The 21,386-nt window shown below is 63.2% G+C and carries 23 protein-coding genes and 4 pseudogenes; 12 read left to right on the forward strand and 15 right to left on the reverse strand.

Annotated features, from left to right (window positions below):
• Positions 1-36 precede the first annotated feature (36 nt).
• The 6 genes from ACFQT0_RS29810 to ACFQT0_RS29835 form a co-directional block, all read right to left on the reverse strand.
• Positions 37-585: a TetR/AcrR family transcriptional regulator gene (locus tag ACFQT0_RS29810; RefSeq protein WP_380207043.1), complete on the reverse strand. Its 549-nt coding sequence runs from the start codon at positions 583-585 to the stop codon at positions 37-39.
• 198 nt (positions 586-783) lie between these two features.
• Positions 784-1,152, reverse strand: coding sequence for a YgaP family membrane protein (locus ACFQT0_RS29815; RefSeq protein WP_380207045.1), 369 nt, complete (start codon positions 1,150-1,152; stop codon positions 784-786).
• Between the two features lie 238 nt (positions 1,153-1,390).
• Positions 1,391-1,846 (reverse strand): molybdopterin oxidoreductase, encoded by a 456-nt coding sequence (locus tag ACFQT0_RS29820; RefSeq protein ID WP_380207046.1) that lies wholly within the window; start codon positions 1,844-1,846, stop codon positions 1,391-1,393.
• A 31-nt stretch (positions 1,847-1,877) separates the two neighbouring features.
• Positions 1,878-2,762 (reverse strand): molybdopterin oxidoreductase family protein, encoded by an 885-nt coding sequence (locus ACFQT0_RS29825; protein WP_380207047.1) that lies wholly within the window; start codon positions 2,760-2,762, stop codon positions 1,878-1,880.
• On the reverse strand, positions 2,674-3,495 hold the full coding sequence (locus ACFQT0_RS29830) for a molybdopterin-dependent oxidoreductase (protein ID WP_380207049.1): 822 nt from the start codon (positions 3,493-3,495) through the stop codon (positions 2,674-2,676). Before ACFQT0_RS29830 ends, ACFQT0_RS29825 begins: the two co-directional genes overlap by 89 nt.
• Complete coding sequence (locus tag ACFQT0_RS29835) at positions 3,488-4,183, reverse strand: molybdopterin-dependent oxidoreductase (RefSeq protein WP_380207050.1); 696 nt, start codon at positions 4,181-4,183, stop codon at positions 3,488-3,490. Before ACFQT0_RS29835 ends, ACFQT0_RS29830 begins: the two co-directional genes overlap by 8 nt.
• 384 nt (positions 4,184-4,567) lie before the next feature.
• Between ACFQT0_RS29835 and ACFQT0_RS29840 the strand changes: the two genes are divergently transcribed.
• From ACFQT0_RS29840 to ACFQT0_RS29865, 6 genes are all read left to right on the forward strand, one after another.
• Complete coding sequence (locus ACFQT0_RS29840) at positions 4,568-5,362, forward strand: phosphatase PAP2 family protein (RefSeq protein ID WP_380207052.1); 795 nt, start codon at positions 4,568-4,570, stop codon at positions 5,360-5,362.
• A 387-nt stretch (positions 5,363-5,749) separates the two neighbouring features.
• Positions 5,750-6,235, forward strand: a complete 486-nt coding sequence (locus ACFQT0_RS29845) for a hypothetical protein (RefSeq protein ID WP_380207054.1) — start codon at positions 5,750-5,752, stop codon at positions 6,233-6,235.
• A 310-nt stretch (positions 6,236-6,545) separates the two neighbouring features.
• Positions 6,546-6,944 (forward strand): cupin domain-containing protein, encoded by a 399-nt coding sequence (locus ACFQT0_RS29850; protein WP_380207056.1) that lies wholly within the window; start codon positions 6,546-6,548, stop codon positions 6,942-6,944.
• A gap of 188 nt (positions 6,945-7,132) precedes the next feature.
• On the forward strand, positions 7,133-7,924 hold the full coding sequence (locus ACFQT0_RS29855) for a hypothetical protein (protein WP_380207058.1): 792 nt from the start codon (positions 7,133-7,135) through the stop codon (positions 7,922-7,924).
• Positions 7,884-8,468, forward strand: coding sequence for a hypothetical protein (locus ACFQT0_RS29860; protein WP_380207060.1), 585 nt, complete (start codon positions 7,884-7,886; stop codon positions 8,466-8,468). Before ACFQT0_RS29855 ends, ACFQT0_RS29860 begins: the two co-directional genes overlap by 41 nt.
• Positions 8,465-9,070, forward strand: a complete 606-nt coding sequence (locus tag ACFQT0_RS29865; RefSeq protein ID WP_380207061.1) for a 3'-5' exonuclease — start codon at positions 8,465-8,467, stop codon at positions 9,068-9,070. Before ACFQT0_RS29860 ends, ACFQT0_RS29865 begins: the two co-directional genes overlap by 4 nt.
• A 95-nt stretch (positions 9,071-9,165) precedes the next feature.
• Here ACFQT0_RS29865 and ACFQT0_RS29870 read toward each other — a convergent pair.
• From ACFQT0_RS29870 to ACFQT0_RS29905, 8 genes and pseudogenes are all read right to left on the reverse strand, one after another.
• A pseudogene (locus ACFQT0_RS29870) lies at positions 9,166-10,060 on the reverse strand (cation diffusion facilitator family transporter).
• Between the two features lie 268 nt (positions 10,061-10,328).
• The gene (locus ACFQT0_RS29875; protein ID WP_380207062.1) at positions 10,329-10,847 is read right to left on the reverse strand and encodes a response regulator; all 519 of its coding nucleotides are present in this window, start codon (positions 10,845-10,847) and stop codon (positions 10,329-10,331) included.
• Positions 10,848-10,942: 95 nt separating this feature from the next.
• Entirely contained in the window at positions 10,943-11,497 is a 555-nt protein-coding gene (locus tag ACFQT0_RS29880) for a sensor histidine kinase (RefSeq protein ID WP_380207064.1), read from the reverse strand.
• Positions 11,498-11,699: 202 nt separating this feature from the next.
• Positions 11,700-12,125 (reverse strand): annotated as a pseudogene (locus ACFQT0_RS29885) (PAS domain-containing protein); the annotation flags it as partial.
• Between the two features lie 258 nt (positions 12,126-12,383).
• Positions 12,384-12,785 carry a response regulator gene (locus ACFQT0_RS29890; protein ID WP_380207066.1) on the reverse strand — a complete coding sequence of 134 codons (402 nt, stop codon included), beginning with the start codon at positions 12,783-12,785 and terminating at the stop codon, positions 12,384-12,386.
• Complete coding sequence (locus ACFQT0_RS29895) at positions 12,674-13,351, reverse strand: sensor histidine kinase (protein WP_380207067.1); 678 nt, start codon at positions 13,349-13,351, stop codon at positions 12,674-12,676. The genes ACFQT0_RS29890 and ACFQT0_RS29895 overlap by 112 nt, the downstream gene beginning before the upstream one ends.
• Positions 13,297-14,940 (reverse strand): PAS domain-containing protein, encoded by a 1,644-nt coding sequence (locus ACFQT0_RS29900; protein ID WP_380207069.1) that lies wholly within the window; start codon positions 14,938-14,940, stop codon positions 13,297-13,299. The genes ACFQT0_RS29895 and ACFQT0_RS29900 overlap by 55 nt, the downstream gene beginning before the upstream one ends.
• Complete coding sequence (locus tag ACFQT0_RS29905; RefSeq protein ID WP_380207071.1) at positions 14,886-15,683, reverse strand: PAS domain-containing protein; 798 nt, start codon at positions 15,681-15,683, stop codon at positions 14,886-14,888. Before ACFQT0_RS29905 ends, ACFQT0_RS29900 begins: the two co-directional genes overlap by 55 nt.
• A gap of 615 nt (positions 15,684-16,298) precedes the next feature.
• Here ACFQT0_RS29905 and ACFQT0_RS29910 point away from each other — a divergent pair.
• From ACFQT0_RS29910 to ACFQT0_RS29925, 4 genes are all read left to right on the forward strand, one after another.
• Positions 16,299-16,793 (forward strand): hypothetical protein, encoded by a 495-nt coding sequence (locus ACFQT0_RS29910; protein WP_380207073.1) that lies wholly within the window; start codon positions 16,299-16,301, stop codon positions 16,791-16,793.
• Positions 16,794-16,820: 27 nt separating this feature from the next.
• On the forward strand, positions 16,821-17,753 hold the full coding sequence (locus tag ACFQT0_RS29915; RefSeq protein WP_380207075.1) for an alpha/beta hydrolase: 933 nt from the start codon (positions 16,821-16,823) through the stop codon (positions 17,751-17,753).
• Positions 17,754-18,086: 333 nt separating this feature from the next.
• The gene (locus tag ACFQT0_RS29920) at positions 18,087-18,440 is read left to right on the forward strand and encodes a hypothetical protein (RefSeq protein ID WP_380207077.1); all 354 of its coding nucleotides are present in this window, start codon (positions 18,087-18,089) and stop codon (positions 18,438-18,440) included.
• Positions 18,437-18,661 carry a hypothetical protein gene (locus ACFQT0_RS29925; protein WP_380207078.1) on the forward strand — a complete coding sequence of 75 codons (225 nt, stop codon included), beginning with the start codon at positions 18,437-18,439 and terminating at the stop codon, positions 18,659-18,661. The genes ACFQT0_RS29920 and ACFQT0_RS29925 overlap by 4 nt, the downstream gene beginning before the upstream one ends.
• A gap of 242 nt (positions 18,662-18,903) precedes the next feature.
• Here the strand turns inward: ACFQT0_RS29925 and ACFQT0_RS29930 are convergent, their stop codons facing one another.
• Positions 18,904-19,821 (reverse strand): magnesium transporter CorA family protein, encoded by a 918-nt coding sequence (locus tag ACFQT0_RS29930; protein ID WP_380207080.1) that lies wholly within the window; start codon positions 19,819-19,821, stop codon positions 18,904-18,906.
• Positions 19,822-20,079: 258 nt separating this feature from the next.
• Here ACFQT0_RS29930 and ACFQT0_RS29935 point away from each other — a divergent pair.
• Both ACFQT0_RS29935 and ACFQT0_RS29940 read left to right on the forward strand, forming a co-directional pair.
• Positions 20,080-20,508, forward strand: a pseudogene (locus ACFQT0_RS29935) (type IIL restriction-modification enzyme MmeI); the annotation flags it as partial.
• Positions 20,509-20,572: 64 nt separating this feature from the next.
• A pseudogene (locus ACFQT0_RS29940) lies at positions 20,573-21,364 on the forward strand (DNA methyltransferase); the annotation flags it as partial.
• Between the last annotated feature and the right edge of the window lie 22 nt (positions 21,365-21,386).

Here is a 21,386-nt window from a genome sequence, read left to right on the forward strand (position 1 = left end):
GATTTAACTGTTTGGTTAAACAGGAGGTAAAAAATGTCAGGGCTGAATGGCCCGGATAATAAATTCAGCGACTTCGGTGCGGCGACGCGCAACTTCCGCTTGGAAATCAGCTTCGGAAAGCTCCAGAACGGCTTTGAAAATTGGCTTGCCCATGAATGGGAAGATGGCCAGCGACATAATATTCATCAGCAGCTGCGTGGCGCTGATGGGCCGGATGCGGCCCTGCGCTACCGCTTCGTCGACCTGCCGCCGAAACCCGGCGAGCCGGGGTTTTTCGCTGCTGACCATGGACTTGAAGAAAAACTGCGGGTCACGGTTTATCTCGTTCACCACGAACAGCGGCAGGAAGCTGTTGGCACTTACAAAGGTGATGTACTCGCCTACCAAGTGGCGTATTTTTTCAAACAGGTCCACGTCGGCCTCCAGCAGGGCCAGCACCCGGGGCAGCAGGTTGCCCACGGCCCGCCCGATGATGAGCTTGAAGAGCTGCTCTTTGCTGCGGAAGTAGTAGTGCAGCAAGGCTTTATTGATGCCAGCCCGGTCGGCAATTTCCTGCATCCGCGCGCCGCTCATTCCCTTTTCCAAAAAACCTGCTGCGCCGCCGACAGAATGAGCTCTTCGGTGCTGGTTTTAGAGGCGGCCGGCGGAGGTTTTAACATGACGGATTAACCATTTGGTTAATTTCAGACAAAGTAACAGCCAAGTTCGTTTACTTCAACAACCTTTTTACCTGAATTGGGACATAATTTCTTCCGCAGCCCAAGCGCGGGCACTGCCGTCGGGTTAGTAACACCGAGTTTGCCGGTTGAGCTGTTTGCTATATATACGGTTGATAAGCAAGCGTATGTATAATCGCAGTTCATCTTTGACTTCAGCTTCCGCCTCATACAAGGTTCTACAACGCACCCTGAAGGCCGGCGGCGGGCCCCGGCCCCAGAACCGCGCGCAGGCGGGGCCCGTCGAAGGGCAGGCCCATGAAGGGGCCAGCAGGCACCAGTCAAACGCGCCCATGGTGAGCGGCACCAAGCCGACCGTCGCCAGAACCCAGTTCTTGCGGTCCTGTGCCAGGCCGGTTGCTATTAGCGAAGAGCCCACGGCCACACGGGTGAGGCGGCCAGCGGGTGAGGCGAGAAAACGCAGAAGCTTATCCATGGCTAAAGGGTTAAGAGGATGGTACGCTGCTAAGCAAAGGGTATATGGCAGCCGGGCCGGGGTATTCGAGGGGCGCGGCGGTTTCGCCAGGGACGCCACCGGATAGGGCGGTGGGAACTACGCGAATGGTTCGATGATTAAAATTTTAAACATCGCAATAAAATACTGATTGTCAATATAGTATTGGCAGATATCTAAGTTATTTGTTGAGCATGTTCCTTGAAGATACGCTCTCCTCCTACCCGACTATCAGCGTCTGGGGAGCGGCCTGCTTGATGCGGCCCAGCAGCCACTCGGTCTGGCGTTTGGTGCGGGCATTGCAAAACTCATAAGCGGCTTTCAGGTCCTCGTCGCGCAGGGCCAGGGCGGCTTGCCGGATTACCGTCCAGCACAGCTGCACTTCCTGGGTGAGCAGCCAGAGGTCATGCAAGTCGCGCATCAGGGCCAGGCTGCCACTGCGCTTTTCCGAAAACAAGACGCGCTTCAGGTCCTTGGGCTCCGACTCCCGTTCTTCCGAATACTTATTCACGAAACCCATGACCCGGCCCCGGTGCTCGCGCGACCACGCCGAGAGCTTCTGGCACATCTGCTCGATATCGGGCTCGTCTTTGTGTTTGCTGGAAACCTTTTCGAACGCGTCGGTGAGCTGTTTTTCGCTGTTTTCGAGCAGGCCGAGGTAATTGCTGAGGTGCATGGCGGAGGAGGAGGATTAAGCGGGGCCTGGGCTAGGCGTGGACTTTGCGGATGCGAACGGCGGCGTACTTGAAGTGCGGCTGCTTTCTGACGGCGTCCCACTCGGTAATAGTGAGCTCATTGGCGGCGCGGGGCCGGGCGTCCTTAGCCTCGTCCCAGTAGCCGTAGTGGAAGGGCATGAACACCAGCCCCGGCTCGATGCCGCCCACGCGGGCGGGCTCGGTGGCGTGGCCGCGCCGCGAGGTTACCTCCACCAGGTCGCCGGTGGCGATGCCGTAGCGGGCCGCGTCTTCTTCCGACAGCTGCACGAAGCCCTCGGGGGCCGCGTGGTTGAGCGCGTGGGCCCGGCCGGTTTTGGTGCGGGTGTGGAAGTGGTACACCAGCCGGCCCGTGGTAAACCACAGCGGGTAGGCCTCATCGGGCGCTTCGTGGGGCGGCTCGTAGTCGGCGGCCAGCAGCACGGCGCGGCCGTTGGGGTCGTTGGCCTGGTACTCTTCGGGCTGCTTTTCGGCGCCGGTTTCCAGGTCGTAGCCGTAGGTTTCGCAGTAGTCGAAATGGGTGTTGAAGACGTGGTCGGTGTAGAGGTGGGCGGCGCCGTCGGGGTGCTGCTCGTTGCAGGGCCACTGTATGCCCGAGCCGCCGGTGAGCTTGGCGTAGCTCATGCCCGAATAGTCGCAGGGGCGGCCCTTGCTGCACACCTTCCAGGCCTCAAATGCCTCTTCCGGCGTGCGCCACTTGATGAGCGGCTGCCCGTCCTTATCGCGGAAATCCATGCGGTGGGCATAGTCCAGCAGGATGTCGAAATCGGAGCGGGCCTGCCCGGGCGGCTCAATGGCCTGGTAGGACAGGTGCACCGTGCGGTCGGTGTTGGTGAAGGTGCCGGTTTTTTCGCCCCAGATGGCGGCGGGCAGCACCACGTCGGCCAGCCTGGGCGGTTTCGGTCATAAAGGCGTCTTCTACCACCACAAGCAGGTCTTTCTTCTCCAGAATCTTACGGATGCGGGCCAGCTCCGGCAAGCTCACCGCCGGGTTGGTGGCCTGAATCCAGAGCAGCTTAATTGAGCCGGTTTCGCAGTAGCGCCAGATTTGCATGGCGTGGGTGGGCGGGGCCCAGTGCGGAATCTTGTCCTCGTGTACGTTCCAGAGGCGGGCCAGCTCCCTGATGTGGTCGGGGTTGTCCCAGTTGCGGAAGCCGGGCAGGTCGCCGTCGGCCCCGCACTCGCGGGTGTTTTGCGAGGTGGGCTGCCCGTTCATCTGCAGAATGGCGTTGCCCGGGGAGCCGATGAGGCCGCGAATCAGGTTGATGTTGTTGACCTGCACGGCTGCCGCGGTGGCCTGCATGGACTGGTACACCCCCTGCAGCGCAGTGGATACCAGCGACTCGCAGGTGCCTAGGATTTCGGCCGCCGCTTGCAGCTTGTGGGCGGGCACGCCGGTGAGGGCTTCTACCCTCTCGGGCGTCCACTTGCCCACGGTGCGCACCAGCTCCTCAAAGCCAACGGTGTGCTCCCCCACAAAGTCGTAGTTGACGTACTCGTTTTCAATCAAAAAGTGCAGCAGGCCGTTGAGTACGGCCACGTTGGTGCCGGCGCGCGGGGCCAGGTGCACGGTGGCGTGCTGGGCGGTATAAGTCAGGCGCGGGTCAATCACGACGAGCCTGGGGCGGGTTCACGCTGGCCAGCCGGTCGAGGATGCGGGCCCAGAGCACGGTTTGCTGCGAGGCCATGTTGTGGCCCACCAGCAGCACGGCCTCGGTGGTGTCGAGGTCGGCGTAGGAGCCGGCCTGGCCGTCGGTGCCGAAGGAGAGCTTGAGTGCGGCGCCGGCCGTTGCCGTGCACAGGCGGGTGTTGCCGTCCATGTGCGGGGTGCCCAGGCCGGCCTTGCCCAGCACGCCCAGCGTGTAGTATTCCTCAATAAAAAGCTGGCCCGAGGTGTAGAAGCCGATGGCGCTGCTGTGGCCTTCGGCCAGCAGCTCTTTGGACTTGTCGACGATGAGCGCCATAGCCTCGTCCCAGGTGGCGGGCTCCAGCTTTCCGTTGCGCCGGATGAGGGGCGTGGTGAGGCGGTCGGGGCTGTGGGTGGCTTCCCAGGCATGAAGGCCTTTGGGGCCCAGCCGGCCGTGGTTGACGCGGTCGACGGCCCGGCCGCGCACGCCCACGATGCGGCCGTTCTTCACGCCGATGTCCATGCCGCAGCAGTTCGAGCACAGCACGCAGGCCGACTGCACCCAGTTGTCGGGCTCTTCGGTGGTGCGCTCGTCTACGCGCACGGGCCAGTGCCCCTGGTGCGGCGTGCGGGGTCCCCAGATGTCGTGGATGCTGTCGCGGGTTTCTTCCATGCTGGCAAGGGGCAGAAGTGAATGGCAGCTGTACGTAGCCCGGCACGCGCAACGGCCAGCCCGGCCGCCGAATCAGTTAGATTCCCGGCCCGGCGCGATTGCAGGTACTACGGAAGCCCGAATGAAAAAGTAGAGAGAAATTCCGTCGATTTTAATTTTATTTTAATGTCAGGAATTCAGCTCAACTTCTGACAGCCAGGACTCTTTCTCCTGCGGGCCACAAAAAGTTCTTCGAATAATTGTGCAGGCCTCTCGCACCGGCTTTCTTACTGATTCGGTTTTGTGCGCGGCTGGGAAAGTCAATTGCCCTCCGATGCAATGTCGCTCGTACCCGTTCCGTAATGGTGTGGAATCGTTATCAGTAACTCCCTGACTTTCTTTGCCATGAAGGCTCCTGGCAAAATATTTCGGTCTTATGTTACCTCGCTGCTGCTTTCCTTTTGGATGGTAGCACGCCGCGTGCTGCGCAACCACCTGGGTTTGCTGCTGGGCGTGGTCTTTGGCTTTTTGCTGCCGTGGCTGCTCTTTCTGAAGCTAGCCGGGGAGGTGTGGGAGCACGAAGGCTTTCGCGGCGACCGGATGATACTTGAATGGCTGCATGGCCACGCCACGCCCGGCCAGGATGGCGTAGCCCTTTGGTTCGCGCTGGCCGGTGGGCCGTGGGTGATGCCGGCGCTGGAAGGGCTGCTAAGCCTGGGCTTGCTGCTTAGCCGCCAGCGCCGGGCCGCCCTGTACTTCCTGCTGGCCGTTGGGGGCTCGGGCCTGCTCAACCTGTTTGCCAAGGTGATGGTGGGCCGGGCCCGGCCTGCGTTCTGGGAGTCGCCGGCCCCGGAACCGTCCTACAGCTTTCCGAGCGGCCACGCCATGGCCGCGGCCGCCCTGGCCGCCGCCATTGGCATCCTGCTCTGGAATACCCGGGCCCGCTGGCTGGCCGTGCTGCTGGGCATGCTCTGGGCGCTGGGTATGGGCTGGTCGCGCATGTACCTAGGCGTGCACTTTCCTTCCGACGTGCTGGCCGGCTGGCTGGGCTCCCTGGGCTGGGTTGGCGGCTTGCACCTGTTATACTCCCGCTACTTTGTGGAGCTGCGCAGGATGTGGGGAGAGACGCGCCTCTATTGGTACGGGCAGACGGCGGACCGCCTGGAACGCAAAAACACCGATTCCAAGGCTCCGGCCTGATGGTCGTCGGCTAAACCGTGGCTGGAATATCATGCCCTACTGCTTCGATGGTGCCCTACTGTTCAAAGGCATGTCCTGATGGCAGCTCAGTGAAGTTGCTAAAGCGGAGTCCGGATTCACGCCTCGCGGTTCCTGTTAAAGCTCAAGCCAGCATTTGCTCACTGCCTCCATTCCGAGGCCGGCAGCCCCTTGGAAAGGTGCAGAGGGGTGCTGCTTAGCAGTAGTCCAGGTTGCGCAAATACGGGTGGATAGCAATGATGAAAGTCATAAGGAAGCTTGTTAATATGCATTTAATAAGCCTAAAAGTACATTTAGCTTTATCCCTAGGTAGACCGGGTGCCTGCACTTGGGAGCCAAGGCCGGTTTTTTTATGTTTCTGCAAACCCCATGAACCAAGCTCACTGGCACCTGCTCCTCAACCACGCTCCCATTCTCGGGAGCCTCTTCGGCCTGGTGCTGCTGCTACTGGCTGTGGCGCTCCGCCTGCAGCCCGTGCTGCTGCGCACCGGCCTGGTGACGCTGATTGTCGCAGCCCTGCTCACCATTCCCACCCAGCTGACGGGCGACGGCGCCGAGGAAGTGGTCGAAGACCAGCCCGGCGTGTCGGAGCCGCTCATTCACGAGCACGAGGAAGCCGCCGAGCTGAGCTTGTGGGCCATGGAAGCCACGGGAGCCCTGGCCGTGGTCAGCCTGCTGCTGCTCTCCCGCGGCCACCGCCAATCCGGGCGCGTGACTTACCTGACGCTGGCCGGCGCAGTGGCCAGCTTTGGGCTGATGGCCCGCACCGGCTACCTGGGCGGGCAGATTATGCACCCCGAAGCCCGCAGCACTTTCGTGGCTCCCGCCGGGGAGGCGCATGAAGACGACGACTGAGGCGGCGCTCCGCTTGCACTTTCCCTCGCTTGTTAACCCCTAACGCCCATTCCCATGCATGCTTTCATCCCCGTGGCAGCCGGCTTAGCGCTGGCCTGCCTCGCCTCCTGCACCACCGATTCCACGGCCGACAACCAGGCGGCCGGCCAAGCCAAGACCAAGGAATCCAGCCGCCCCGTTACGGCCGCTACATCCGCTACGCCCGGCAATCAGCTCAAGGGCTTTCACATCAACATCGAGCAGGCCACGCGCTCAAATCCCAGCTTTCGGCAAGTGCTCTACACCGGCCCGCACCTGCAGGCTGGTGCTCATGAGCCTGAAGCCCGGCGAGGAAATCGGCAGCGAAGTGCACGAAACGCACGACCAGTTTTTTCGCATCGAGGGCGGTACGGGCAAGTGCGTCATCAACAGCCGCTCCTTCGCAGTGTCGGCCGGCGACGCCGTTGTCGCGCCTGCAGGCTCCACGCACAACGTCATCAACACCAGCACAGACAAGCCCCTGCGGCTCTATACCCTGTACGCCCCGCCCCAGCACCGCGACGGCATAACTCGGGCTACCAAGCAGGAGGCCACGCAGAATGAGGCCCCTTCGACGGCAAAACGACGGAGTGATGCTGGTGGACTAAGAAACCTACCATTGCCCTGCGCCGGGCGCCTTGCGCCCCACGCTCATGAAATAGACCCGATGCTTCGGCAAAACGGAAATTGAGCTGACCTTTGTGGTTCATATCAACGAGCCGACCGGGATGAACGCAACGGAGCAGGAAGAGCGAGAGTACCTGGAAGAAATCAAGGAGCAGCTAACACTGGCCATCCGGCGGGTGGACGACACCGTCCGGCAGTTTTCCGACGAGCCTGCGCGAGAAAAAGCAGTACATCCACGAGCACCAGTCTGGCATGGACGACGCCGACATGGTCGCCGCCGGCCAGTCCATCGACCGCATGGCCTTTACGGGCGAAGGCGCGGTGGCCCGCAAGCGCAGGCTGCTCAAGCTGGTGCAGTCTCCCTACTTTGGCCGCATTGATTTCGTTTCGCGGAAGCAGGAACCGCTGACGGTGTACATCGGCGTGGGTTCCTTCATGGACGAGCGGCAGCGCCGGGGGCTGATTTACGACTGGCGGGCGCCCATCGCCTCGATGTTCTACGACTTCGAGCTCGGCGAAGCCTCCTACAACACCCCGTCCGGCACCATCGCGGGCACCATCGCCCTCAAGCGGCAATACAAAATCCGCGACGGGCGCCTGGAGTTTATGCTCGAAAACGACGTGAACATCCACGACGACGTGCTGCAGCGCGAGCTGGCCCGGTCCTCCGACGACAAGATGAAGAACATCGTCGCGACCATCCAACGCGACCAGAACGCGGTTATCCGCAACGAGACGGCAGCGGTGATGGTCATCCAGGGGGTGGCCGGCTCGGGCAAGACATCGATTGCCCTGCACCGCATTGCCTTCCTGCTGTATCGGTATCGCGAAACCATCGCGGCCAGGGACATCCTCATTATCTCGCCCAACAAGGTCTTCGCCGACTACATCTCCAACGTCTTGCCCGAGCTTGGGGAAGAGCACATCCCCGAGCTGGGCATGGACGAGCCTGGCGGCCGACCTACTCGGCACCCAGTACCCCTTCCAGACCTTCTTCGAGCAGGTGTCTGCGCTGCTGGAAAACCACGACCCCGCCTTCATTGAGCGCATCCGGTTCAAGTCCTCGTTTGAATTCCTGAGCCAGCTCAACCAGTACCTCGTTTACATAGAGAATAACTACTTCACCGGCCGCGACCTGCGCGTCGGCGCAACCGTGGTTCCCTGGGCGTTTATCCTGGGCAAGTTCAAAGGCTACCACCGGGTGCCGATTCTAAAGCGCTTCGCGCTGGTGGCCGAGGATGTGAGGAACTACGTGCGCGACAAAGTGCGCCGCAAGCTGACCGGCCAGGAGAAAGGAACAATTGGGGAAGCCATTCCCCGCCTGTTCAAATTCAACCAGGTACTGGACCTCTACCGGGACTTTTACCGCTGGATTGGCCAACCCGGGCTTTTGCGCATCGACCAGCGCCAAAACCTGGAGTACGCCGATGTCTTTGCCCTGATTTACCTGCGGATACGCCTGGAAGGCCTCAGTGCCTACGACCACGTCAAGCACCTGCTCGTGGACGAGATGCAGGACTATACCCCGTGCAGTACGCGGTGCTGTCGCGGCTGTTCACTTGCCGCAAAACCATTCTCGGGGATGTGAGCCAAACGGTGAATCCCTACAGCGCGTCTTCCGCCGAAGCCATCGAGCGGGTGTTCCCGCAGGCCGACGTGGTCCGGCTGTACCGCAGCTACCGCTCGACCATGGAGATTACGGCGTTTGCGCAGCGTATCACCCCGAATCCGGACATCATCCCCCTGGAACGGCACGGGCCCGAGCCCGTCGTCGCGCGCTTCGGCAACCCGGAAGAGGAGCTGCGGGCCATCCAGGAGATGATTTCGACCTTCCGGAGTTCGAGCAATCATTCCCTGGGGGTTATCTGCAAGACGCTCCGGCAGGCCGAACAGGCGTACAAGGCGCTGCAAGGCCCCGGCGTCCACTTGCTCACCGAGGAGTCCACGACCTTCCAGGAAGGGGTCATCATCACCTCGGCTCATCTCGCGAAGGGGCTGGAATTCGATGAAGTCATTGTGCCGTTTGCCGGTGCGCGCACTTACAAAACGGACGTTGATAAGAGCATGCTTTACGTGGCTTGCACCCGGGCCATGCACCGGCTCACGCTGACGTTTTCAGGGGATATCACTCCGTTCCTGTCCGCCTGGTGCGCATCTAGGCCTGAGCCACCAGCAGCGCGGCCACGGTAAACCAGGCAAATGCAAACCAGGCCAGGCCGGCCATCATCATAGCGAAAGCAAAAGAGGGTAATTTCATGACGGCAGGATAACGGCTAAGGGCCGGCTTACTCAGCTGGCTCAATGTGCACGAGCACGTTGTAAACCGCGGGCCGGGCTTGCTTAATGGTAGCCTTTACGGCTCCGGCGATGGCGTGGCCTTCGCGCACGCTGATGGCGCCGTCAACAATCACGTGCAGGTCGGCAAAGTACTCCAGGCCCATCTTGCGCACGTAGCACTTCTCCGTGCCCACCACGCCTGGTACGGACTCGGCCAGGGCGCGGATGTCCTCGGTCCAGTTGCCTTCCGGGGCCTCGTCCATTATCTCCCCGAACGCGGGACGGAAAATGTGGTAGGCGTTGTAGACGATAAAGCCGCAGGCCACCAGCGCGGCCCAGTCGTCGGCGCCCTCGTAGCCCGGGCCGCCCACCAGCGCGATGCTGATGCCAACAAACGCCGTGAGCGAGGTGATGGCGTCGGCCCGGTGGTGCCAGGCGTCGGCCTTCACGGCGGCGCTGTCCACTTCCTGGCCCACGCGCAGCACCCGGCGGTACAGGGTTTCTTTGATGGCAATGATGACGGCCAGTACCGCCAGCGTAAACCGGGCGGGCAGGGCGTGGGGCGTTTGAATGTGCAGGATGCTTTCGTAGGCGATGAAGGCGGCCGCGCCCATCAGCGCGACAGCCACCAGGATGGCCGCCAGGCTCGGCCTTGCCGTGGCCGTATGGATGGTTTTCGTCGGGCTCCCGCGCCGCCTGGCGCAGCCCGAGCCACACGATGCCGGAGCTGACAATGTCGGTGGCCGATTCGATGGCATCGGCAATGAGGGCGTAGGAGTTGCCGAGTACGCCGGCCGTGCCCTTGCCCAGCACCAGGGCCACGTTGGCCCCGATGCCCCAGAGCGTAGACGTCTGGCCGCGCTCGGCCCGCTCGCGGTTAGTGGGAGATGGTTTTACTTCCATTAATGAGGAACAAGCAGGATGGAACTGTCGGCAAAAGTCGTCAAAACTTCACGCCCTGGACCTCCACCGCCTTCTTAGAACGTGTTTGGGAATCTGATTTTGTATCATGCTCATCTGGCGTCCCCTAGTCGAACCGAAGGTCGGCGGAGCCAAGCACCTCGCCAGCTTCGTTGAGCTGACTTGATTACTGCTACACGCCAGATGCTTGGCTACGCCGACCTTCGGTTCGACATGCGGACGCCAGATGAGCATGACGGAAACGGCATTTTCAGAGAATCTCAATCACGCGCTTATGCAAAAACCACAACGAGCGGGCCGCATGGTCCGCTCGTTGTGGTTTGCTGGAATGGAGGCCGGCCAGTACCGTCCTAAGCCAGGAACTGGCGCTGAAAGTGCAGCTTGAGGATGGTGTCGAGCTTATCCTTGGTGAGGGCTTGCTGACCAGGCCGGCGATGGGCAGGGAGTCGATGCGGCCCAGGTCGACGGAGCTCATGGACGCGGTGTGCAGGACGATGACCACGGCCTGTTGCCGGTCCGCGGGCAGGCGCTGGTAGGCATCGACGAAGGCCATGCCGTCCATGCCGGGCATCTTCACGTCGAGCAGCACCAGCACCGGGCTGCTGGGATTAGCATCGGCCGCGAGGTCTTCCAGGGCCGCCAAGGCGGTCAGGCCGTCGGTGGCGGCGAGGTAGCGGTCGGCAACGCCGAGCTTCTTGAGCAGGCGTTCGTTGAGGTCGTTGGTGCGCGGGTCATCATCGACCAGCAGCACACTGGAGAGTTTTATCATAAGTGAAGCGATACACTGTACCAGGAGGAATGGCAGGCCGGAGACAATAGCTGCCCGCTGCACCTCGGCCGCACAAAGTTAGCCACCCCCACCGCTCAGGCTAACTCGATGAAAAAGGTAGTGCCGTGCTTCTCGCGGCTTTCGAGCCAGATGTGGCCGCCGTGGAGCTCGACGATTTGCTTGGCGATGAACAGGCCCAGGCCCGTAGTGGTTTCGCCGTGCAGGCCGGCGCGGCGGGTGGGGTTGAACTTATCGAAGAGGTTGTTGTGCAGCTTGCCGGGGATGCCCACGCCGGTGTCCTGCACCGTGAAGCGCACCTTGCCCTCGTACTCGCTTGCGCCGACGGTCACCGTGCCGCCAGCGGGCGTAAACTTCAGGGCGTTGTGGAGCAGGTTGTCGAGCACGCGGCCAAACTTTTCGGGGTGCAGCCGTACCTGCTTGGGTTCGGGAGCCAGGTCCAGGGCCAGCGCGATGCCTTTCTCCTGGGCCGCGAGGCGGTGCAGGTTCAGTTGCGCCGCGAGGTAGGTGGGTAAGTCGGTGGGCCGTTTCTGCAGGCCATTCTCGTCGAGGTCGCCCACGTAGAGCACATCCTGCAGCAGGGCGTGGGCGTGGGCGCAGGACGCCTTGATGAGGTCGAGGTAGTGCACCATCTCCGGCGGCGGGGGCTTCGCCGCTGCGGCTGTCCACTTCGCGCTGCAGCAGGTCGGTGAGCAGCTCAATGTGGGCGATGGGTCCCTTGATGTCGTGGGTGGCCAGCTGCAGGATGGTTTCCTGGGCGTCGTAAACGCGCTTGAGCTTGGATTCGAGGTTTTTGCGGTCGGAGATGTCCTCGAGGATAGTGTAGCCCAACTCGCCGTCGTCGTCGGGAAAAAGTACCGAATGAACTTTGCACCAGAACGAGGAGCCGTCGGTCCGCAACATGCAGGTTTCGAGCGTAAAAGACGGCATCTTGTGCGTCCACAGGCGCTCCTGCAGGTCCTGCCAATCGGCGCGGTGCTCGGGGTGGGCAAACTCGATGATTTTGCGCCCCACCAGGTCGTCCACACCGGCGCAGCCCAACATCTTGACCACCGCCGGGTTGGCCTGCCGGATGGTCAGGTCGGGGGTGATGATTTTCTGGCCGAGCGGGGCGTTTTCAAACACCGTGCGGAAACGGACCTGGCTTTGCTCGTAGCGGTCGAGGGGCTGGCCGGGGTCGGCCGGCTTTCCGCGCAGGGCCGCGGCGTTGTCAGCCGCTGAGGAGGGAGCAGGCTGGTCGGGAGTGGACGCGTTCGACATGTAGCGGGGAACAGTGTGTTGGGTGTAAGCGATCTATCCGCAAAGAACGGGATTTAAAAACCGTCCAGCTTTTCATACACAAAGTGTTAAGGAAACGAGCAAGCCTGAGGGCGTTTGCCTGGCTCGGGAAGACAGGACGAAGCAGGCCTGGCCCAAGGCGCTATGAAAAAGCCGGCTGCTGAGGCTGGTCGCGCTGGTAGCGGTCCAGGAAACCACGCCCGAAAGAGCCCCGGTGGGACAACGACGCAGCAGGCGGTTCTAAAAGTTGTCGGCCAGCACCTGGGCGATTTTCTCTTCGGTGAGGGGCTTGGACAGAAACCCGTTGATGGGCAGGTCATGGATGCGCGCCATGTCGCGGGGGCTGACGGAGGTGGTGAGCACGACGATGACCACGTCCTGCGGCTGGGCTCCGCGTAGGTGCTGGTAGGCTTCGAGGAACTCAAACCCGTTCATCACCGGCATGTTGATGTCGAGGAAGACGAGGGCCGGGCAGCCGGGCGTGGGCGGCTGGCAGTGCGTGCGCAGCACGTCGAGGGCTTCCTGGCCGTTCAGGGCCGTGAGCACTTGCACGGCCGGGTCGAGGTGCTGCAGCAGCTTGGCGTTGAGAAAGTTGCTGGTGTAGTCGTCGTCGACGAGGAGAATGCGGGGCAGATTGGGCATGCAGACAGGCGGGGAAAGGAATCAGGAAGCCGGGTGTACCGGAAAAAGACAGTGAAGGTGCTGCCTTCGCCAAGTTGGCTGGCTACCTCGATGCGCCCACCGCTGTTTTCGACCATTTTCCTGACCATGTAGAGGCCGATGCCCGAGCCGTCGACGTGGGAGTGCAGGCGCTGGAACATGCCGAACAGCTTGCCCGCGGCCTTGCCCAGGTCGAGGCCGAGGCCGTTGTCCTGCACGCGCAGCACGTGGTACTGCTCCTGCCGCTCGTAGTTGAGCTGTATGTGGGGCGCGCGGTCGGGGTGGTGGTACTTGAGGGCATTGCTGAGCAGGTTGTATACCACCGAGCGTAGGTTTTTCTCGGAGAACGGCAGGTGAGCGGTGAGCGGTACATCGACGATGAGTCGGGCCTGGGTTTGCTCCACCAGCGGCAGCAGGTCGAGGCGCACTTCCTCCACCACCGCGGCTAGTTGCACCTCCGTGACGGGCTGGCCGTGCGCCTGCTGCAGCTTGCTCACGTCGGTGAGCTGCTCGATGGTGCGCCGGAAGCGCTCGGTGGCCTTCTGCATGAGCCCAAGCATTTCGGGCACGTCGCCGACCAAAGCCACCGGGGGCAGCTCCGGGTCAGGGCCTGCAGCAGGCCTTCAATGTTGGCGATGGGGACTTTGAGGTCGTGCGAGGCCGTGTAGATGAAGTTGTCCAGGTCCACGTTGGTACGCGTGAGCTGCTCGTTGGCTGTGTGGAGCTGCTCGGCCAGGGCGCGGGCCTGGGCGCCGCCCTCTTCCACCACGCGCCGGGCCTGCACCTGGTCGGTCACTTCGTGGGCAAAGGCCAGCACCCCGTCGATTTCGCCCTGGGCGTTGCGGCGGGCCTGGTAGGTGAAGGTGAAGAACATCTCTTCCAGCGGGCCGTCGTCATAGCGGGCCAGCATCAGGGGCAGCTCTTGTTCCACGAAGGTTTCGCCGGTGTCGTACACGCCCCTCAGGCTGTGGTAAATGGCCGTGCCGGCCACCTCGGGCATGGCTTCCAGCACAGGCTTGCCCTGCAGGGCGCGGCCGGGGAATACCCGCTGGTAGGCGGGGTTGACGAGCTGAAACACCAGGTCGGGCCCATCGAGGATGACGATGGGGGCCGGCGCCTCCATGAAGAGCTTGTGCAGCTGCTGGCGCTCGGCTTCGCGCTGCTGGCGGGCCAGCACCTGCTCGGTCACGTCGAAGGCGAAAATGGTGACCCCTGCAACCTGGCCGTCTTCGCGGTAAGCCTGGTAGGTGAAATTGAAGTACCAGGTACGGGCCGGTCCGCCGTCTACCGGCTCCGGCGCGAAGGGCAGCTCTGCGCCAAAGAATGTCTCGCCGGTTTGGTACACGCGGTCCAGCAGAGCCACAAACCCCTGCTCCTCAGACTCAGGCACGGCCACGGCCATGTCGAGGCCCAAGAGCGGGCGGCCGGGAAGCAGCGCCTGGTAGGCAGGGTTCACGTATTCGAAGCGGTGGCCGGGGGCGCGAAGCAGGGCAATCAGGGCCGGGGTTTGCTCGAAAACGTTGTGGAAAGCCGCGCGCTCCTGCGCCTGGCGACGGGCCGCGGTGAGCAAGTCGGCCTGCAGGGCCTCGGCCCGTTGGCGGCTGCGCACGCGCTCGGTGACGTTGATGGCAAAGCTCATCACCCCTTCTATCCGCCCGCCGGCGTCGAACTTAGGCTGGAGGGTGAGGTCAAAATACTCATCGTGCAGCTCCCCGTTGTGGAAGCGGTCGAAGCGCTGGGTGGTTTCCAGGGCGTGCACGGGCTGGCCGGTGCGGTACACGCTGTCAAACAGCTCGTGCTGTGCCTCGGGCAGCTCGGGCAGGGCCTGCCGGCGGGGCAGGCCCTGCAGGGGGCGGTTTTGCAGCAGCTCCCGGGTGCGGGGGTGTACCAGGGTCCAGACGTGTTCGGGACCGGCAAAAAGGTTAATCTCCGCCGGGGCCTGCCCAAACAGGCGCAGCAGGCGGTTGCGCTGCTCCTCGGCTTGGGCGCGGGCCACGTCCAGCTCCCGGGTGCGCTCCTGCACGCGGGCTTCCAGTTCTTGGTTGAGCTGCTGGAGCTGCTGGCGGGCCTGCACCTGCTCGCTCACGTCGTAAGAGAAATCCAGGACGCCGTTGACGTGGCCCTGGGCATCGCGCAAAGGCAGAAAAAGGCGTTGTAATACAGCTGCTCCAGCCGGCCCGTGCCCGTGAGGTCCACCTGCAGGGGCACTTCCGTGCCGACGAACGGCTCGCCGGTGGCATACACCCGGTCGAGCACGTCGATGATGCCCTGGCTGGCCAGCTCGGGCCAGGCTTCGCGAAGGGACCGGCCGAGCAGGGGCCGGCTGGGTACCACGGCCTGGTATGCCGGGTTCACCAGGGCAAAGGTTTGGTCGGGGCCGTGGTGCACAGCCACGTGGGCGGGCAGCTGCATGAGCACCTCGTGCAGGCGCTCGCGCTGGGCATCGGCATCGGCCCGGGCCGCTTGTTCGGCCGCCTGGCTGGCGCGCAGGTCGCGCTCGGCCCGGCGCTGGTCCGTGATGTCGACGACGGCGTGAATCAGGTGGGTGACGCGGCCCGCGGCGTCGGCTACGGGGCGGTTGGTGGGCAGCCAGTGGCGCTCCACGAAGGTGCCGGGACGAGCCGGGTCGGGCACGTCATAGTGCTGCGGCGCCATCTGGTGGGGCTGGCCCGTGGCCAGCACCTGGGCCATGGATGCACGCTGGTTGCGGGTGGCGTGGGCCTCGGGCGCGGCGGGGTTGTCGGGAAAGACGTCGAAGAGGGACCGGCCTACCACCTGCTCGCGGGTGGTGAGGGTGGCGGCGAGGTATTCGTCGCTGGCGGCCTCAATCACTCCTTCGGGCGTGAGCAGCAGGTAGGCCCCGGGCAGGGCGTTGAACACCGGCAGCAGGCTCGTGGAAACCAGGGGACGAAGCAGCGGCGTAAGGGAGCATGAGCAAAAGTGGCGGAGTGGGGCAACCAAATCGAGAGGCGGTTGGCTGCGCGCGACTTTTGGCAAACGACGATGCAGGGCTAACGGGTAGCGCGGCCTAGGGTTGTGCCTTGCCGCCCCTGCGCCGGATAAAAGCGCCTGGTGGTGAGGGGATGACTGGCCGCCCGTTGAGGTATAGGGTGGAAAAGTGCGGGCCAGAGGGTCCGGGAAAAAGCAGTGCGCGAGAGCGGGCGGCAGCTGCCCGGGGCCAGCCGAAACAGGCTTAAAGCCTCGTTTATAAAGTCTTTTAAAACTTAATTAAACAAATGATATACAATAACTTATAAAGCAAAGGATATTTAATAAAAGTCCGGGGCATGCTTGTTTTGAGTTTGCATGGGCAATTCGCCTATTTAATTTTAGCCATTGCCCCACCTGGGCGCCTTCTTCCACCGCTTTTTGCCGCTTTCCCTGTCCCTTGCCATGACCCCGACCTGTACTGCTGCCTGCCCGGTTTCCCCGGGCTCCTCCCGCCGGCTTCCTCGCCGTTTGTCGGCCCGTGGGGTGCTCTTCCTGCTTCCTCTGGTGCTGCTCGCGGTGGCGGCGCGCGGCCAGGGAGCCACGCTGGACGCGGGCCTGCGCTTCCAGAAAACCCTGAACCTGTATTACGAGAACGGCGCCACGGTGCACTACCGCCACGAGGCGTTAGCCCACAATCGGGTGCAGCTGGGAGCTACTTACCTCAGCAGCCGCCTGGGTTCGGCTTTCCGGTCCAATGCCATCAAACAAGACCAGGTGTTCGTGTCCGGGGCCTACTTGTTCCGGCTGCGCCGCACCGTGCAGCCCTTTGTGCGGGCCAACGCCGGCTGGTTCCGGGCCGACTACGAATCCGACATCTTCAGGAATCTACCCAACACCTCGCCGGTGCTCTCGGCCGAGCCTGGGTTTTGGGTGCCCACCAACCGCCGGCTCAACGCCGGTGCGTCGGCCGGCTACAACCTCATCACCGGCGACGGCATGGAGGGCGCCGGCACGCTGTTTCCGCTTTTTACCAGCTCAGCCTCACGTATTCGCTGCTAACCCCGTCCGCCGTAGCCCCTCCGCCCAATGAAACACTTCGCCTCGCTCTTTCTGCTGTGCTTAGCCCTGGTGGCCTGCGACAAACGGCCCGAGATTAGCCCCGACACCCTCGACGGTGGGGTGCTGTTCGACCCGTCGCTGTACCAGCCGGCGACCTACCTGGTGTCGCACGCGAACCCCCACCCCTCCCCCGCCGAAGCCCAGCGGCCGGTGCTCCTGGCCGTGCACGGCTACAGCGCCTCGACGTTTGAGTGGAGCGAGCTCCGGCAGTGGGCCGGGGGCCGCACCGATTTTTCTATTTCGCAGGTGCTCATGGGCGGGCACGGCCGGGATTATGACTCGTTCAAAAACGCTTCCTGGCGGGACTGGCAGGCGCCCGTTATGGAAGAGTACGAACGGCTGGAGCAGGCCGGCTACCGCAACATCAGCCTGGCCGGCTCGTCGACAGGCTGCACCGTGATTCTGGAATTGCTGGCCCGTGGGTATTTCAGCCGCCACCAAGCGCCCCGGCAGGTGCTGCTGGTCGACCCCAACGTGGTGCCCTCGGATAAGCTCCTGACCCTGGTGGGCGTGGTGGGGCCGCTGCTGGGCTACATCGAAGCCGACAACACCACCGGCGAAGACAAGTACTGGTACCACTACCGCCCGTACGAAACGCTGAAAGAGCTGCGCACCCTGGTCAACCTCGTGCGCAACGACTTGCAGCAGGGCTTTCGCCTGCCCGCGGGCACCCAGCTGAAAGTGTATAAATCCGAGAAGGACGACACCGCCGACCCGGTGAGCGCCGTGCTCATTCACAAAGGCGTGCAAACGAGCGACGGCCGGGCCGTGGACGTGAGCATGGTCGGCTCCCGACTCCACGTGTTTACCCGGCTGGACCTGCGGGAAAGCGTGACGCCCCAGGACCGGGACAACCAGCGCCAGGCCTTCGAAGACATGGCTCTGCGGCTCACCCGGTAGCAACCCGGAGGGATGGTCTCCTGCCCGGGCGCGGGCTTGGCCGCTGGATTTTACCCCATGGCTTTTTCGGGAATAAACGCCAGCAACGTCTCGCTGCCGGCCTGCAGCCCGCGACAAGCGAACACCAGATGAGCATGGCGGAAACGACATTTTCATAAATTCCCAAACACGCTCTAAACCTGTCCTGTCCCCTCCCTGAGGCGGCCGCTTCGAAGGCTGCAGCAAAAACTGTGGGTGTCGGGCAACTTTTCTTACCCGTTAACGAAAGGATATATTCCGTTGATGCTGCACATGGCAGCCATTGCTGTATTGTTCCACTTACTCCGAGGCGTTATGAGCAAGAAAAAGCCTAAGGGTTCCAAAAAGAACAAAGCATATGGCGACCTTCTCGATACGGCCACGTTGGGCCTCAAGAAGTTTCGCCGCTTCGCCAGGCAGGTCAACAAGCTCAGCAGCACCCAGAAAGTGGTAGGCGGGCTGGCCGTGCTGGCCGCTGGCTACGCCTTCATAACGAACTCCTCCCCCGACGAGTCGCCCGCCGCTGCCCCGGACTTAGGAGAGGCCACTCCGCCGTCCGCTACGCTTTCAACTCCCCACGCCAGCTCACCCGCCCGTGCTTCCAAGCCCCAGCGGACCAAGCCGGCCAGCCCAACTCACCACGTTCCCTTCAGCGAAGAGCGCCCATGAAAAGCAAGAAGAAAAACAAAGCCGCCAAGAAGAATTCCAAGCCCACTGGCGCTGGCAAGTCCCTGCGCAAAGTCGGCAAGGGCATCGCCAAGCTCAGCACCACCACAAAAGCTGTGGGCGTGCTAGCCCTGGCCTCGCTGGGCCTGGGCTACCTGGCCAAGCGCCGTAGCGAGAACAAGGGCATTAGCCCAACCCCAGCTGACACCGAAGAAATCGAATAGCCGAAGCCTGCACTTCCATACCTTAGAAAGAAAAGCCCCCGGTACCTCGGTACCCAGGGCTTTTCTTTGCGCCGGGCCTGCCAGAGTTGCGGTAGCGCGCCGCGTTGCGTCAGCTCAAGTCCAGGCCAAAAAGGAGGTTGAAACACGGCGGGTGCTGATAGCGCTGGTATGGCACATCGGCGCCCATAAAATAGCTCAGGTTGAAGCCAGCAACCGCTTAAGCTGCAGCGCCGCCCCGGCGGCTAAATCCAGTTTCTGCGCTTAAACCACCAGAAGATGCCTCCGGCAATGAGCACCATGGCCACCATCACGCCGGGGTAGCCCAGCTTCCAGGTGAGCTCGGGCATGTACTGGAAATTCATGCCGTAGAGGCCGGCAATAAAGGTCAGGGGCAGGAAGAAGGCCGAAAACACGGTTAGTACCCGCATGGTCTCGTTGGTGCGCTGCGAGGAGAGCGACAAGTACAAGTTCATCAGGTTGGTGGCCGCGCCGTCGAGCTGCTGGTAGAGCGTTTCTACCTTGGTTTGCAGGTCCTGGGTGTCCTGCATCAGCAGGGCGTCGGCGGTGCTGGCGGCCGTTTGCCGGCGCAGCATGGTCAGGATGTCGCGCGTGAGCACCAGCATCTGCTTGGCCACGGAGGCCTTGCGCTTGAGAAAGTACAGGCCCTGCAGCGCGTTGGGCACTTCTTTCTTCAGGAAGATTTCGGCCTCGTAGTCGTCGAGCTCTTTGGTGAGCACCAGCGCCGGCTGCACGTAGCTGTTGAGGGCGTAGCGCGCCAGGTGAATGGTTACCTCGGCTGGCGTGGTGCACTCCTGGCCCGGGGCCCGGGCCAGGCCCTTGAGCTGGCTCAATACCGGGTGGGCGCGCCGGTGCACGGTAATGAGGGAGTCGGGGGTGTAGAACACTGCTATCTTGGTGGTCAGCTCCTGGATGGTGTCGGCCTCGCTGGTCTGGGGCGGGGCGTACACGCGCAGAATCACGAAGTTGAGCCCGTTGGTGGTTTCGAACTTGGGCAGGTGATTCGGTTCCAGGCAGTCGCGCACCAGGGCCTCGGGCAGGTCGTACTCGGCGGCCACGGCCTGCAGCTCGCCCGCTTCCGGATTGGTGATGTCGAGCCAGGTGAAGTGGCAGTCCTGCCGGGCGATGAATTGTTCGGTCATAGGGAGAAGAGGCATAGGCTTGCGGCGCAACGGGTGCCGGCTGCCTTTCGCACGCCTATACGTTCTTTTCCCGGCCGGCGCCAATTAGGCGTCAGGGCTGGTGGGCAGTAGCGCGGACTCTGTGAGTCCGCGCGAACGACACGCGGACTCACAGAGTCCGCGCTACTGCCCACCAGCCGCAACCAACCAGTACAAATTAGTCGGCGGGTTAACCATAACTTGCCCGGCCGCTTCGCCCTTCCCCCTACCTTCGCCCGCATGCCCTTCTCTCTTGCCGAGCTGCGCCACCGCGCCGCCGACTTCGCCCGCCAGCACACCGACACCCACGACGAAAAATCCCAAAGCCAGGACTTCTGGCGCGACTTCCTCGACGTCTTCACGCCCCAGGCCCGGCGCCGCGCCCGCTTCGAGGTGCGCGTGAAGAAGCAGGACGGCTCGCAGGGCTACATCGACGTGTTCTGGCCCGGCACGCTGCTGGTGGAGCAAAAGTCCCGGGGCCGCAACCTCGACGAGGCCTACCAGCAGGCCCTCGACTACCTGCCCAACCTGCCCGCCCACGAGCTGCCCCGCCACCTGCTCGTGTCCGACTTCGGCCGCTTCCGCCTCCACGACCTGGACAGCGGCGAGCGCCACGATTTTGCCCTGGCCGAGCTGCCCGAGCGCCTGCACCTCTTTGGCTTCCTCACCGGCTACCGCCCCGCCGGCCAGCAGCGCCCCGAAGACCCCGCCAACGCCGAAGCCGCCGAGCCTGATGGCTCAACTTCACGACGCGCTGCTGGCCGACGGCTACCACGGCCACCCGCTCGAAGTGCTGCTCACCCGCCTGCTCTTCTGCCTGTTTGCCGAAGACACCGCCATTTTCGACAAAGACGAATTCCGGGCCTTCCTCGAAGAGCACACCGCCCCCGACGGCCACGACCTCGGCGCCAAGCTGCTGGAGCTGTTTGGGGTGCTCGACACGCCGCCCGCCGAGCGGCCCCGCGCCCTGGCGCCCCACCTGGCCAGCTTCCCGTACGTGAATGGCGCCCTGTTCCGCGAGAACTTCCGGCCTCCGGTATTCACCGAGAGCACGCGGGCCCGGCTGGTGCGCTGCACCTACTTCGACTGGTCGCGCATCTCGCCGGCCGTGTTCGGCTCGCTGTTTCAGAGCATCGCCGACCCCAAGCAGCGGCGCACCCTCGGCGCCCACTACACCTCCGAGCCCAACATCCTGAAGGTGCTCGACCCGCTGCTGCTCGATGGCCTGCGCCAGGAGCTGGCTCAGGCCGCCACCTCGCGCCCGGCCCTCACGCGCCTGCAGCAGCGCATTGCGGGCCTGCGCCTGCTCGACCCGGCCTGCGGCTGCGGCAACTTCCTGGTGGTGGCCTACCGCGAGCTGCGCCTGCTCGAGCACGAAATCCTCGACCGCCTCCACGCCCGGGGCGCGGCCGGCGGCGTAAGCATCAACCTGGCCCTCTACCAGCAGGTGAGCGTCAGCCAGGTCGGTGGCATCGAGGTGGAGGAGTTTGCCGCCCGCATCGCCGAAGTGGCCCTCTGGCTCATGGACCACCAGGCTCAACCTGGCC

This window comes from Hymenobacter humi, from assembly GCF_042665855.1.
Classification (GTDB): domain Bacteria; phylum Bacteroidota; class Bacteroidia; order Cytophagales; family Hymenobacteraceae; genus Hymenobacter; species Hymenobacter humi.